Raw genomic sequence first — 15,467 nt, 5'->3', positions numbered from 1 at the left:
CCATGCCCGAACTCCACGACATCTCCGAGCGTCGCGCCAGCCTGAGCGCGGAACAGCGCGCCAGGCTGAAGGAACGATTGCGCGGCGCAAGCGCCGGCATGCTGCAGCAGACCGGCACGAGCGCCATCCCCCCGCGCCCGCACCGCGGCCGCGCGCCGCTGTCCTTCGCCCAGCGCAGGCAGTGGTTCCTGTGGAAGCTGGACCCGGCCCGCACGGCCTACCACCTGAGTGGCGGCCTCGTGCTCTGCGGGCAGCTCGACACCGACGCCCTGCGCGCGAGCTTGCAGGCGCTGGTCGACCGCCACGAGTCGCTGCGCACCGTGTTCCGCGAGGCGGGCGATGGCGAGGCCGAGCAGGTCATCCGGGAAGCGGTGGAGGTCGCGTTGCCCTGCATCGACCTGAGCACGCTCGACGCCGACGCGCGCGACGCCGCGATCCGGCGCGAGGAGCACCGCATTCGCGCCGAGCCCTTCGACCTCGCGCGCGGCCCGCTGATGCGCGCCGCGCTGCTGAAGACGGATGCGCGAACGCATCGCTTGCTGGTGGTGATGCACCACATCGTGTCGGACGGGTGGTCGGTGCAGCTCACGCTCGACGAACTGGCCGCGCTGTATGCCGCGCGCGTGCACGGCCAGGCCGCGGTGCTGCCTGCGCTGCCCGTCCAGTACGCCGACTACGCCGTGTGGCAGAACCAGTGGCTCGACGGCGGCGAGGGCGAACGGCAGCTCGTCTGGTGGCGCGACCAGCTGGGCACCGGGCAGCCGGTGATCTCGCTGCAAACCGATCGACCGCGCAACGCCGACGGCCGCTACGGCTCGGCGCGCGTCACCGTCGCCTTGCCCGGCGACACGCTTGACCGCCTGCGCCAATCCGCGGCGTCCGAAGGCGCGACGCTGTTCATGGCCCTGCTCGCGGGCTTCAACGCATTGCTGTTCCGGCACACCGGGCAGACCGATGCGCGCGTGGGCGTGCCCATTGCCAACCGCAACCGCGCGGACACGGCGGGCGTGGTGGGCTTCTTCGTCAACACGCAGGTGCTGCGTTCGCAGATCGATGCGAGGACGACGCTGGCGCAGCTGCTGGTGCAGACGCGCGACACGGCCATCGGCGCGCAGACCCACCAGGACCTGCCGTTCGAACAGCTGGTCGGTGCGCTGAGGCCCGAACGCAGCCTGAGCGCGAACCCGCTGTTCCAGGTGATGTTCAACCATGTGCGGCGCGACCACCGTTCGCTGGCCGAGTGGCCGGGCGTGTCGGTCGAGCGGCTGGACTTCGAGGAAGAAGACGCGCAGTTCGAACTGACGCTGCAGACGCTGGAGTTCGAGGACGGGCGGGTCGAGGCGAGCTTCCTTTATGCGGCGCAGTTGTTCGACCGTGAGACGGTCGAGCGGATGGCTGGGCACTATGTGGCGGTGCTGCATGCGCTGGCCTGGCGGCGCGAACTGGCGGTGGGCGACGTGCCGCTGGTGGGTGCGGCGGAGCGCGCACAGCTGGCGGCGTGGAGCGGGAACAAGCACCGCCACGAAGGCGCACGGCCCGTGCATCGGCAGATCGAAGCGCATGCGAGGCTGAAGCCCTCGGCCCCCGCGCTGGTCTTCGGCGACGAGGCGCTGAGTTACTCGGAACTCAATGCGCGTGCGAACCGGCTGGCCCATCGCCTGATCGCCTCGGGTGTACGGCAGGACACGTTGGTGGGCCTGTGCGCGGAGCGCTCCACCGAGATGATGGTGGGCATCCTCGCGGTGCTGAAGGCGGGGGGTGCCTACGTTCCACTCGATCCTGAGTACCCCGCAGAGCGCCTGGCCTACATGGTCGGGGACAGCGGCCTCTCGCTGCTGCTCACCCAGCGCCACCTGCGCAGCCTCATCCCTGGCACCGAAGCCCTCCAGGTGCTCGAACTCGACACGCTCGATACCTCTTCGGAGTCCGACGCCGATCCGCAGATCGCCCTTCACGGCGAACACCTCGCCTACGTCATCTACACCTCCGGCTCCACCGGCCGCCCCAAGGGCGCCGCCATCCGCCACGCGGCGCTCTTCAGCTGCATGGCCTGGATGCAGGCGTTCTACACGCTCGAAGGTGCAGACACCGTGCTGCACAAGGCCCCGTTCGGCTTCGACGTGTCCGTCTGGGAGATGTTCTGGCCGCTGACCGCGGGCGCCCGGCTGGTCATCGCCAACCCCGGCGACCACCGCGACCCGGTGCGCCTGGTCGAACTGGTCCGGAAGCACCAGATCACGACGCTGAACTTCGTGCCCTCGATGCTGCAGGCCTTCCTGGCCTACGAGGGCATCGAGGCGACGACCAAGTTGAAGCACATCATCTGCGGTGGCGAAGCGATGCCCGCGGCCACGCAGAAGGAAGCGCTGCAGCGCCTGGGCGGCGCCACGCTGCAGAACCTGTACGGCCCGACCGAGACCACCATCCACGTCACCCAGTGGACGTGCCGCGACGATGGCAGCACGCAGGTGCCGATCGGACGGCCGATCAGCGACACGCAGGCGCATGTGCTGGATGCGAGCCTGAACGAAGTCCCGGCCGGTGTGGCCGGCGAGCTGTACCTGGGCGGCATCCACCTTGCACGGGGTTACCTGAGGCGAGCCGGCCTGACGGCCGAGCGCTTCATTGCCACCGACAACGGCAGCCGGCTGTACCGCACCGGCGACCTGGTGCGCTGGAGCAACGAAGGGCAGCTGGAGTACCTGGGGCGCATCGACCACCAGGTGAAGGTGCGGGGCTTCCGCATCGAGCTGGGGGAGATCGAGGCGCAGCTGCAGGCGCAGCCCGAGGTGAGGGAGGCGGTGATCGTCGCGAACGAAGGCCCCTCGGGTGCCAGGCTGGTCGCTTACGTATCGGGCCAAGGCATCGACACGGCGGCGCTGCGCGAGCGCCTGGGTGAAGCGTTGCCCGACTACATGGTGCCCAGCGTGCTGATGGTGCTCGATGCACTGCCGCTGAACGCCAACGGCAAGGTGGACCGCAAGGCGCTGCCTGTGCCCGAGTTCAGCAGCGACAGGGCGTACGAAGCGCCCGAAGGCGAAGTCGAACAGGCCCTCGCAGCCATCTGGGCTGAAGTCCTGCAGGTCGAGAAGGTCGGCCGCCATGACAACTTCTTCGAGCTCGGCGGCGATTCCATCCTGAGCCTCAAGGTGACCGCGCGCGCGGCCAGGGCCGGCGTGCCGCTGAACCCACGTCAGGTGTTCGAACACCAGAGCCTGTCTCGCATCGCACGCGCCGTGCAGGGCGGCCAGCCTTCGGAAACGCAAGCGATCCCCGTGCTGACGGCGGCGCAGCGTGCCGGCGTGCTGGCGCTGTCCCATGCGCAGATGCGCCAATGGTTCCTGTGGCAGCTCGACCCACAGAGCACGGCGTACCACATCAGCGGCGCGCTGAAGCTGGCGGGCTCGCTTGACGTGAGCGCCGTGCGCGCGAGCTTCGACGCGCTGGTGCAGCGCCACGAGTCGCTGCGCACCGTGTTCCGCGTCGACGCGCAAGGCCTGGCCGAGCAGGTGATCCGCGAAGCCGCTCCGCTCGACATCGCTGTGGTCGATCTCTCGGCGCTGTGCAACGAGCAAGAGCGCGAAGCGCGCAGCAACGAAGAAGCCTCGCGCCTGAGCCACACGCCCTTCGACCTGGCTGAAGGCCCGCTGCTGCGTGTTGGCCTGATCCGTCTGGCGCCCGAGGAACACATGCTCGTCGTGGTGATGCACCACATCGTGTCCGACGGCTGGTCGATGCAGGTCGTGGTCGACGAGTTCGTCGCCCAGTACGGCGCGCACATGCAAGGCGCGACCGCAGCACTGCCGCCACTGCCGATCCAGTACGCCGACTACGCCGCATGGCAGCGCGACTGGCTGGAGGCCGGCGAGCGGGATCGCCAGCTGGCGTACTGGAAGCAGCACCTCGGCACCGGTCAGCCCGTGCTGCAACTGCCTACCGACCGCGCACGCAACGCGGATGGCCGCTACACCGCGGTACGGCACGGCTTCGAACTGCCGAACGATCTGGTTCGCAAGCTGCACAAGCGCTTGCAGGCCCAGGGCGCGACGCTTTTCATGGGCCTGCTTGCAGGCTTCCAGGTACTGCTGAACCGCTACACCGGCGAGCCGGACATTTGCGTGGGCGTGCCCATTGCCAACCGGCACCGGGCGGAGACCGAGAACGTCATCGGCTTCTTCGTCAACACGCAGGTGCTGCGCAACGTGCTGGACGGCCGCGAAAGCCTGTCGCAGGTGCTGGCCCGCGCGAAAGACGCGGCCCTCGGCGCGCAGGCGCATCAGGACTTGCCTTTCGAGCAACTGGTGGAAGCGCTGCAGCCGGAACGAGTTCCTGGCGCGAACCCGCTGTTCCAGGTGCTGTTCAACCATCAGCGGGGTGACGCTGCTGCGCTGCAGGGCATGCCCGGCCTGACGTTGACCGAGTGCGACCTGGGGGTGCAGGCGGCGCAGTTCGAACTGACGCTGGAAACCACAGAGGACGCCGATGGCCGCGTGCGGGCGAGCCTGCGCTATGCAGCGGAATTGTTCGAGCCGCGGAGCATGGAGCGCATGGCGGACCATTACCTCGCCGTGCTGAACGCCTTTGCCGACCACCCCGAGCAGACGGTGGGCGACGTGGCGCTGCTGGGCGAGGCGGAGCGTGCGCAACTGGCCTCGTGGGGTGCGTGCAGGCAGGCAGCCGAGGCGGGCGAGCCGATCCATCGGCTGATCGAACGGCAAGTGCGTGCGCGCCCCGAAGCGCCCGCGCTGTGCTTCGGCGAGCAAACGCTGAGCTACGGCGAACTCAACACACAGGCCAACCGCCTTGCACACCGGCTGATCGCCCGGGGCGTGAAGCCCGAGACCAAGGTGGGCATCGCGGTGGAACGCTCCATCGAGATGGTGGTGGGCATCCTGGCGATCCTGAAGGCTGGCGGCGCCTACGTGCCGCTGGACCCGGAGTACCCCGCAGATCGGCTGACGTACATGGTCCGCGACAGCGGCATCGCGCTGCTGCTCACGCAGAGCCACCTGCAGATGCCGGGCACCGAGGCGCTGCAGGTGCTGGCCCTGGACACGCTCGACCTGTCCGGCGAACCGTCGCACGATCCGCAGCTCGACCTGCACGGCGAGAACCTCGCCTACGTCATCTACACCTCCGGCTCCACCGGCCGTCCCAAGGGCGCACAGCTGTGCCACCGCAACGTGACACGGCTGCTCGATGCCACCGATGCCTGGTTCGGCTTCGGCCCCGAGGACGTGTGGACGATGTTCCACTCCTACGCCTTCGACTTCTCCGTGTGGGAGATCTTCGGGGCCCTGTGCACCGGGGGCAAGCTGGTGGTCGTGCCGTTCTGGGTCAGCCGCTCGCCCGAGGACTTCCTGCAGTTGTTGAGCAGGGAGCGCATCACGGTACTCAACCAGACGCCTTCGGCCTTCGGCCAGCTGACCAGCCTGCCGCAGGCCTACCAAGAGCATTTGTCCCTGCGCGTGGTGATCTTCGGCGGCGAAGCGCTCGACCCGCAGCGCCTGCGCCAGTGGATCGAGCACCATGGCGATGACAGTCCGCAACTGATCAACATGTACGGCATCACCGAGACCACGGTGCATGTGACCTACCGGCGGATCACCGCCAAGGACCTGGGCCTGCAGCGCAGTCCCGTGGGCATCGCCATCCCCGACCTGGGGATGCGCGTACTCGATGGGCAACTCAACCCGGTGCCGGTGGGCGTGGCGGGCGAGCTGTATGTCTCGGGCGCCGGGCTGGCGCGCGGCTACCTGAACCGCGAAGGCCTGACGGCCGAGCGCTTCATTGCGGCAGAAGGCGGACAGCGCCTGTACCGCACAGGCGACCTCGTGCGTTGGAGCGCGGAAGGCCAATTGGAGTACCTGGGTCGCATCGACCACCAGGTGAAGGTGCGGGGCTTCCGCATCGAGCTCGGGGAGATCGAGGCGCAGTTGCTGGCACAACGGGAGGTGCGAGAGGCGGTGGTCATCGCCAACGAAGGCCCGACGGGCACGCGGCTCGTGGGTTACGTGTCGGGGCAGGACATCGACACGGCACAGCTTCGGCAGAAGCTCGGCCAGGCGCTGCCCGACTACATGGTGCCCGCCGCGCTGGTGGTGCTCGACGCACTGCCGCTGAACACGAACGGCAAGGTGGACCGCAAGGCCCTGCCGGCACCCGAGTTCACGAGCGAGCACGCCTACGAGGCGCCCGCGGGCGAGGTGGAAGAAAAGCTGGCCGCCATCTGGGCCGATGTGTTGGGCGTGCAGCGCGTGGGCCGCAACGACAACTTCTTCGAACTCGGCGGCCATTCGCTGCTGTCCGCGCGGCTCGTGGCGCGCCTGCATGCCGCCATGCACAGCGAACTCACCATCCGCGACGTCTTCCAGTACCCGACCCTGGCTGCCATGGCTGCCCGGATCGCCGGGGCCCTCCGGGACAGCCCCGTGGTCCAGGCCCTTTCAGAAATCGATTCGCTGATCGACAGCATGGAGACCGTTTGATGGAAACCACCGCAGCCCGCCGCATCGCCGAGCGCTTCTCCCGGTTGCCGGCCGAGCAGCGCCGCGTGGTGTACGAGGGCATCCGTTCCAAGGGCCTGACGCTCGATCAGTTTCCCATCCTGCCGCGCGAAGACGCCGCGCAGGACCGCTGCCATGTCTCCTACGCGCAGTTGCGCCAGTGGTTCCTGTGGCAGCTCGATCCGCAGAGCACGGCCTATCACGTGAGCGATGCGCTCAAGCTCACGGGGGCGCTGGACGTGGACGCGGTGCGAACCAGCTTCGAGGCATTGGTGGCACGCCACGAATCGTTGCGCACGGTGTTTCGCGCCGATGCCGACGGACTCGCCGAGCAGGTGATCCGCGAGGACGGCCAACTCGACTTCTCGCTGCTGGACCTGAGCCTGGCGGACGCCGGCGCTCGCGAGGCCATGGCCCGCGAAGCGGCACGGCGCATCGGCAACACGCCCTTCGACCTGACGCGGGGACCGCTGATGAGGGTGGCGCTGATCCGCCTGGCGCCCGAAACGCACGTGCTGGTGCTGGTAATGCACCACATCGTCTCGGACGGCGGGTCGCTGCAGATCATCGTGGACGAGTTCGGGGCGCAGTACCGCGCTTGCGTGCAGCACGAAGCAGTGGTGTTGCAGCCGATGCCGATCCAGTATGCCGACTACGCAGTGTGGCAGCGGCACTGGCTGGAGGCCGGCGAGCTGGAGCGCCAGCTCGCCTACTGGAAGACGCAGCTCGGCGGGACGCAGTCGGTGCTGCAACTGCCGCTCGACTACGCCCGCAGGCTCGATGGCCGGTACGGTGCGGCCACCCACCGGTTCGAAGTGCCCGCGTCGCTGGTTCAGGGCCTGCAGAAGCGGGCCCGGCATCAGGAGGGCACGCTGTTCATGGTGCTGCTGGCCGGTTTCCAGGTGCTGCTGGGCCGCTACAGCGGCCAGGAAGACATTCGCGTGGGCGTGCCGATCGCGAATCGCCATCGCATGGAGACCGAAGGCGTGGTTGGCTTTTTCGTCAACACGCAGGTGCTGCGCGCGCTGGTGGACAGCCGCACCAGCCTGCTGCAGGTGCTGGCGCAGGCGCACGAAGCGGCGCTGGGTGCGCAGATGCATCAGGACCTGCCGTTCGAGCAACTGGTCGAGGCGCTGCAGCCGGAGCGTGTGCCGGGCATCCAGCCGTTGTTCCAGGTGTTGTTCAATCATCAGCGCGGAGATTTCTCGGGACTGGATGGGCTGCCGGGCCTTGCGCTGGAACCCTATGGCCTGGGGGCGCAGGCCGCGCAGTTCGATCTGATGCTGGTCACCGACGAGAGCCCTGACGGTCGGCTGCATGCGACGTTCAGCTATGCGGCGGAGCTGTTCGAGGCGCGGACCATGGAGCGCATGGCGGGCCACTACCTGGCGGTGCTGCAGGCCCTGGCGGACCATCCCGGACAGGCGGTGGGCGACGTGGCGCTGCTGGGCGAGGCGGAGCGTGCGCAACTGGCCTCGTGGGGTGCGTGCAGGCAGGCAGCCGAGGCGGGCGAGCCGATCCATCGGCTGATCGAACGGCAAGTGCGTGCGCGCCCCGAAGCGCCCGCGCTGTGCTTCGGCGAGCAAACGCTGAGCTACGGCGAACTCAACACACAGGCCAACCGCCTTGCACACCGGCTGATCGCCCGGGGCGTGAAGCCCGAGACGAAGGTGGGCATCGCGGTGGAGCGTTCCATCGAGATGGTGGTGGGCATCCTGGCGATCCTGAAGGCTGGCGGCGCCTACGTGCCGCTGGACCCGGAGTACCCCGCAGATCGGCTGACGTACATGGTCCGCGACAGCGGCATCGCGCTGCTGCTCACGCAGAGCCACCTGCAGATGCCGGGCACCGAGGCGCTGCAGGTGCTGGCCCTGGACACGCTCGACCTGTCCGGCGAACCGTCGCACGATCCGCAGCTCGACCTGCACGGCGAGAACCTCGCCTACGTCATCTACACCTCCGGCTCCACCGGCCGTCCCAAGGGCGCACAGCTGTGCCACCGCAACGTGACACGGCTGCTCGATGCCACCGATGCCTGGTTCGGCTTCGGCCCCGAGGACGTGTGGACGATGTTCCACTCCTACGCCTTCGACTTCTCCGTGTGGGAGATCTTCGGGGCCCTGTGCACCGGGGGCAAGCTGGTGGTCGTGCCGTTCTGGGTCAGCCGCTCGCCCGAGGACTTCCTGCAGCTGCTGCAGGTGCAGAAGGTGAGCGTGCTCAACCAGACGCCTTCGGCCTTTGGCCAGCTGACCAGCCTGCCGCAGGCCTACCAAGAGCATTTGTCCCTGCGCGTGGTGATCTTCGGCGGCGAAGCGCTCGACCCGCAGCGCCTGCGCCAGTGGATCGAGCACCATGGCGATGACAGCCCGCAACTGATCAACATGTACGGCATCACCGAGACCACGGTGCATGTGACCTACTGGCGGATCACGGCGGCGGACCTCGAGGGGCAGCGCAGTCCGGTCGGGGTGGCCATCCCGGACCTCGGACTGCGCGTGCTCGATGGGCAACTCAACCCGGTGCCGCTGGGCGTGGCCGGCGAGCTGTATGTCTCGGGGGCCGGGCTGGCGCGCGGTTACCTGAACCGCGAAGGCCTGACGGCTGAGCGCTTCATCGCAGGCGACGGCGGTGAGCGGCTTTATCGCACCGGCGACCTGGTGAAGTGGAACAACGAAGGCCAATTGGAGTACCTGGGCCGCATCGACCACCAGGTGAAGGTGCGGGGCTTCCGCATCGAGCTCGGGGAGATCGAGGCGCAGTTGCTGGCACAACGAGAGGTGCGAGAGGCGGTGGTCATCGCCAACGAAGGCCCGACGGGCACGCGGCTCGTGGGTTACGTGTCGGGGCAGGACATCGACACGGCACAGCTTCGGCAGAAGCTCGGCCAAGCGCTGCCCGACTACATGGTGCCCGCCGCGCTGGTGGTGCTCGACGCACTGCCGCTGAACGCCAACGGCAAGGTGGACCGCAAGGCCCTGCCGGCGCCGGAGTTCACGAGCGAGCACGCCTACGAGGCGCCCGCGGGCGAGGTGGAAGAAAAGCTGGCCGCCATCTGGGCCGATGTGTTGGGCGTGCAGCGCGTGGGCCGCAACGACAACTTCTTCGAACTCGGCGGCCATTCGCTGCTGGCGCTGAGGCTGCTGGAGCGCATGCGCGCCCAGGGCTGGTCGACGCAGGTGCGCACGCTGTTCCAGCAGCCACAGCTCGGCGCATTCGCGCAGGCGCTGGTGCTGGAGCCTGCGCGGCAGGAGCTGTCCGTTCCTCCCAACGGCATTCCGGCGGATTGCCGGGCGATCCAGCCGGAGATGCTGACGCTGGCGACCCTGGATGCACGGCAGATCGCGCGCATCGAGGCGGCGGTGCCGGGCGGGGCCGCCAACATCCAGGACATCTATCCGCTGGTGCCGATGCAGGAGGGGATGCTCTTCCACCACCAACTGCAGGCCGAGGGCGACGCATACATCACGCTGAACCGCCTGAGTTTCGAAAGCCGCGGAAGGCTCGAGCATTTCGTCGCCAGCTTCAACGAAGTGATCGCGCGCCACGACATCCTGCGAACGGCCGTGATGTGGGAAGACCTTCCCGAACCGATGCAGGTGGTGCATCGCAAGGCCGTGCTCGAACTCCAGTGGCTGGCCGATGCCGGGCCCGGCGGCGCGAGCGCTTCCGCGCGGCTCGATGCCCACGTCGACCCGGCGCGCTACCGCATCGACGTGCGCAAGGCACCGATGCTGAGGGCCATTGCGGCCCATGACGTGGACAACGGCCGCTGGCTCCTTCAGCTGGCGAACCATCACCTGGTGGTGGACCACACCACGCTGGAGCTGATCGTCGAGGAAATCGCGCTGATCCAGCAAGGGCGCAACGCCGGGCTGCCCGCGCCCGTACCGTTCCGCCACTTTGTCGGGCAGGCCAGGCTGGACTTGGGCCAGGCCGTGCACGAGGCCTTCTTCAGCCAGATGCTCGCCGATGTGGAGGAGCCGACGGCACCGTTCGGCCTGCTCGACGTGCAAGGCGACGGCACCCGGGTGCGGGAAGCCTCGCTCGCGCTGGATGCACGGCTCGCATCGCAGGTCAGGAGCCAGGCGCAGAGATGCGGCGTGAGCGCCGCGGCGCTGTTCCACATGGCCTGGGCGCTGGTGCTGGGCAAGACCACGGGCAGGGACGACGTGGTGTTCGGCACCGTGCTGTTCGGCCGCATGCAGGGCGGTGCGAATGCCGACCGGGCACTGGGCATGTTCATCAATACGCTGCCCGTGCGCATCCGGCTGGGAACGCAAAGCGTGCAGGCGTGCCTGCGCCAGACGCACGCGGCGCTCAGTGAACTGATGCATCACGAGTACGCCAGCCTGTCGCTGGCGCAGCGCTGCAGCGCACTGCCGCAGCGGATGCCGCTGTTCACGGCGCTGCTGAACTACCGCTACGGCGCGCAGCAGGGCAAGGAGAAAGAGAAGGGCCCGCTGTGGGAAGGCATGGAGGTCCTGGGCAGCAGGGAGCGCACCAACTACCCGATCGAGATGTCGGTGGACGACCTGGGCGAGGGCTTCCATCTGGTCGCGCAGATTCACGAGGCGGTGGATGCCGCTCGCGTGTGCGGCCTGATGGCCGCGGCCGTCGAGGCCGTCGTGCAGGGCCTGTCGGCGCAGCCCGAGCGGCCGGCCTGCGAACTCGAGGTGATGTCCGGCGACGAACGGCGCCAGCTTGCCGCATGGGGCGAAAACCCCATGCGGTATGCGCAGGACGAGCCGGTGCATCGGCTGATCGAGCGGCAGGCAGCGCTCAGGCCGGGCGCGACAGCGCTGGTCTTCGGTGACGAGGCGCTGAGCTATTCGGAGCTCGAGGCACGGGCCAATCGCCTGGCGCATTGCCTGATTGCCCTTGGCGTGAAGCCGGAGATGAAGGTGGGCATCGCGGTGGAGCGCTCCGTCGAGATGGTGGTCGGGGTCCTGGCGATCCTGAAGGCCGGCGGGGCGTACGTGCCGCTCGACCCGGAGTATCCCGTGGACCGCCTCGCCTACATGGTGGCCGACAGCGGCATCGGATTGCTGCTCACGCAAGACAACCTGAGAGCCCTGGTGCCGGGCGCCGAGGCGCTGCAGGTGGTGGCGCTGGACACGCTGGACACCGGCAGCCACTCCGATGCCGCCCCGCAGGTCGCGCTCGGAGGCGAGAACCTGGCCTACGTCATCTACACCTCCGGCTCCACGGGAAAGCCCAAGGGCGTGATGGTGCGGCACAGGTCGCTCAGCCACTTCATGCTGAGCATGAAGGAGGCGCCGGGCATGACGCAGGACGACGTGCTGGTCGCGGTCACCTCCCTGTCGTTCGACATCGCCGCGCTGGAGCTGTACCTGCCGCTGCTCAGCGGCGCGCGCCTCGTGCTGGCACCGAGGGATGTGGTGCGAAACGGAAGTGCGCTCGGCGAACTGATGGACGAGTGCGGTGCCACCGTGCTCCAGTCCACGCCCGCGGGCTGGCGGCTCTTGCGGGCCGCCGGATGGAACGGCGGCCAGGCCGCGAACTTCAAGGGCCTGTGCGGCGGCGAGGCGCTGCAGGAAGACCTTGCGCAAGACCTGCTGGCGCTCGGCGTCGAGCTCTGGAACATGTACGGCCCCACCGAAACCACGATCTGGTCGACGGCGGCCGCGGTTCGCGGCAGGCCCCGCATCGGCGGGCCGATCGCGGCCACGACACTGCACGTGCTGGACGGCTTCCTCAACCCGTCGCCCGTGGGCGTGCCGGGCGAGCTGTTCCTGGGCGGCATCGGCCTGGCGCGCGGCTATTTCCGGCGCGCGGGCCTGACGTCCGAGCGTTTCATCGCGGCGCAGGACGGCCGGCGGCTGTACCGCACGGGCGACCTGGTGAAGTGGAACCCCGAAGGTCAGCTGGAGTACCTGGGCCGCATCGACCACCAGGTGAAGGTGCGGGGCTTCCGCATCGAACTGGGCGAAATCGAGACGCAGTTGCTGGCGCAGCCCGAGGTTCGCGAGGCCGTGGTGGTGGCGCGCGAGAGCGCGGGCGGCGCATCGCTGGCCGCCTACATCGCACTGCAGGCAGGGCAGGTGGCAGATGCGGCGACGCTGCGCGACCGCCTCGCCGCGGCACTGCCCGACTACATGGTGCCGGCCGCCATCGTCGTGCTCGAGCGCCTGCCCCTGAACGGAAACGGCAAGATCGACCGCAAGGCGCTGCCGGAGGTTGAGTTCGCGAGCGACCGGGCATACGAGGCACCCGAAGGCGCGGTGGAAGAGAAGCTGGCCGCGATCTGGGCCGAGGTGCTGGGCGTGCCGCGCGTGGGACGGCACGACAGTTTCTTCGAGCTCGGCGGGCATTCGCTGCTGGCGGCACAACTCGCGTCGAGGGCGCGCGTCGACGGCGGATTCGACCTGCCGCTGCGCAGGATATTCGAGCACCCGGTGCTTCGCGACCTCGCGAATGTCGCCCGGCAGACGCGGCACGACGCCCCCTTGTCCGCTCGCGCGCCGGTGCTGCAACCGGTCGAGCGCGTGGCCGACATGAAGCTCTCGCCCGCGCAGCAGCGCCTGTGGCTGGTGAATCGGCTGTCGGATGCATCGGACGGCAAGCACGCGGCCTACAACATTTCGGCGGCACTGCGCTTGTCGGGCGCGCTCGATGTCGACCTGGTGCGCGCCACGCTCGACGCCGTCGTGCAACGGCACGAAGTGCTGCGCACCTGGTTTCCCGAGAACGACGATGGCGATCCCGTGGCGCGCATTGCGCCAGGAAGCGATCTCGTCGTTGCGCTGACGGATCTTTCGCACTTGCAGGCCGAATTGCAGGCGAGGGCGATGCGCGATGCGCTCGCCGCGCACGCGGGCACCGCGTTCGACCTGGCCACCCGCCCGGCCTTCGCGGCAGCCGTCCTGCGCCTGCAGCCCGAGGAACACGTGTTGATGCTGTGCGTGCACCACATCGTGTTCGACGGCTGGTCCGAAGCTGTCTTCATCCAGGACTTCATGGCCATATACGCGGCGCTGCGGGAAGGGCGCGACTCACCCCTTGCGCCGCTCGCGATCCAGTACGCCGACTACGCCGACTGGCATCACCGCAAGCTCGCGCAGAACCTTGCGCGGGACGCCGCGTTCTGGCGCAGCTACCTCGAGGCCGCACCCGCCCTGTCCACGCTCAGGCCCGATCACGCCCGGCCTCCCGTGGCGTCAGCGGCGGGCGACACGGTCGACATCGAGATCGGGCACGAGCTCGCGCAAGCGCTGCGTGGCCTTGCGCGGGAGCAGAAGACCTCGCTGTACGTGCTGCTGCTGTCGGCCTTCCTGCTCGTGCTGCATCGGCAGGCCGCGTCGGACGACCTGGTGGTCGGCACCGACGTCGCAGGGCGCGACCATCCGGCGCTCGAAGAGCTGATCGGCTTCTTCGTCGGCGTCGTGCCGCTGCGTTCCCGGCTCGCGCCCGCGTTGCCTTTCGTGCAGTGGCTCTCGAGGGTCAAGGAGAGCACGCTGTCGGCCTTCGAACACCAGGACGTGCCCTTCGACCAGATCGTCGAACTGGTCGGCGCGCCCCGCAGCCGCCAGCACAGCCCGCTGGTGCAGGTGCTGTTCGTCATGCAGAACATGCCCGAGGGACGCTTCGAGATCCCCGGCGTGGTCATCGAGCCGATCCCGAGGCCCGGGACGACATCGAAGTTCGATCTCGCGGTGTTCGTGAGAGAGAACGAAAGCGGCCTGCGGGCCGAGTGGACCTTCGCCTCCAGCCTGTACCTGCGCGAGACCATCGAGCGCGCATCCACGGCGTGGCGCGATCTCCTGCGGCAGGTCGTCGCGGCACCCAATGGCGTGCTGGAGAGCTTCGTCATTCCATCCAACACGGAAAGAAACACCATGCCGTCTACCTCGCCCGCGCCGGGCAAGCTGCAGAAGCTCAAGAAATTCACCGCCAAGGATCGCAACGTCCAGGTCGCACCGCGCTCGCCCGTGCGCACCTCCTTCCTGTCGGACCAGCGGGCTTTCCCACTGGTCATCGAGGCCACGGGCAGCGACATCGACGCGGTGGCATGGGCCCGGGAGCAGGGCGCGTACATCGAGGCCAGCCTCGGCAAGCACGGCGGCATCCTGCTGCGCAATTTCGGCCTGCGCACGCCGCAGGAATTCGAGGCCTTCGCGGAAGTGATCGAACCCGAGCTCTACGGCGGCTACGGCGATCTTCCGAAGAAGGAGGGTGGGCGCAACACCTACCGTTCGACGCCGTACCCCGAGCGCCAGATGATCCTGTATCACAACGAGAGTTCGCACCTCGACCGCTGGCCGCGCAAGCAGTGGTTCTTCTGCGAGCTGCCTTCGCCCGTGGGCGGCGCCACGCCCATCGTCGATTGCCGCGAGATGCTGCGCCTCCTGCCGGCCGGCATGGTGGCCGAGTTCGAGCGCAAGGAGCTGATGTACGTGCGCACCTTCGTACCCCGGTTCGACGTGAGCTGGAAGGACTTCTTCAAGACCGAGAGCAAGGCCGAGGTCGAGACGCGCCTCGCGCTGGCCGGCACCGCCTGGCGCTGGCTGGACGAAGACACGCTGCAGACCCGCACCCGCTGCCCGGCGGTGATCACGCATCCCGTCACCGGCGAGCGCGTCTTCTTCAACCAGATCCAGCTGCACCATGCGAGCTGCCTGGAGGCGGACGTGCGCGAAGACCTGCTGGCCGTGGCCGGTGGCCTGGAGTACCTGCCGCGGCATGTGACCTACGGCGACGGCACGCCGATCGACGACGAGACCATGGCAGTGGTCGGCCGCGCCTACGAAGCGTGCGCCGTGCGCTTCGACTGGCGCCAGGGCGACGTGGTGATGCTCGACAACATGCTCGCGGCACACGCGAGGGACCCGTACGAGGGGCCGCGCAAGATCGTGGTCGCCATGGGTGCGATGTGCGACCGCACCGCGCTTGCGCAGGCTCCCGGGGCCGCTCGGCAACCCGCCGTGTTCGAGGGTTGAAGCC

2 protein-coding genes are annotated in these 15,467 nt (G+C 68.6%); both read left to right on the top strand.

What is annotated here, in order from left to right; genetic code table 11:
- The first annotated feature begins 2 nt into the window (after positions 1 to 2).
- Positions 3 to 6,488: an amino acid adenylation domain-containing protein gene (locus ACEN9N_RS15185; RefSeq protein ID WP_495653903.1), complete on the top strand. Its 6,486-nt coding sequence runs from the start codon at positions 3 to 5 to the stop codon at positions 6,486 to 6,488.
- A complete protein-coding gene (locus ACEN9N_RS15180) occupies positions 6,488 to 15,463 on the top strand; it encodes a non-ribosomal peptide synthetase (protein WP_495653902.1) in 8,976 nt (2,991 codons plus the stop codon). Before ACEN9N_RS15185 ends, ACEN9N_RS15180 begins: the two co-directional genes overlap by 1 nt.
- Positions 15,464 to 15,467: the final 4 nt, after the last annotated feature.

The organism is Variovorax sp. Varisp46 (genome assembly GCF_059491885.1).
The sequence above is the reverse complement of the archived record's forward strand: the minus strand, read 5'-3'. Positions and strand labels throughout refer to the sequence as shown.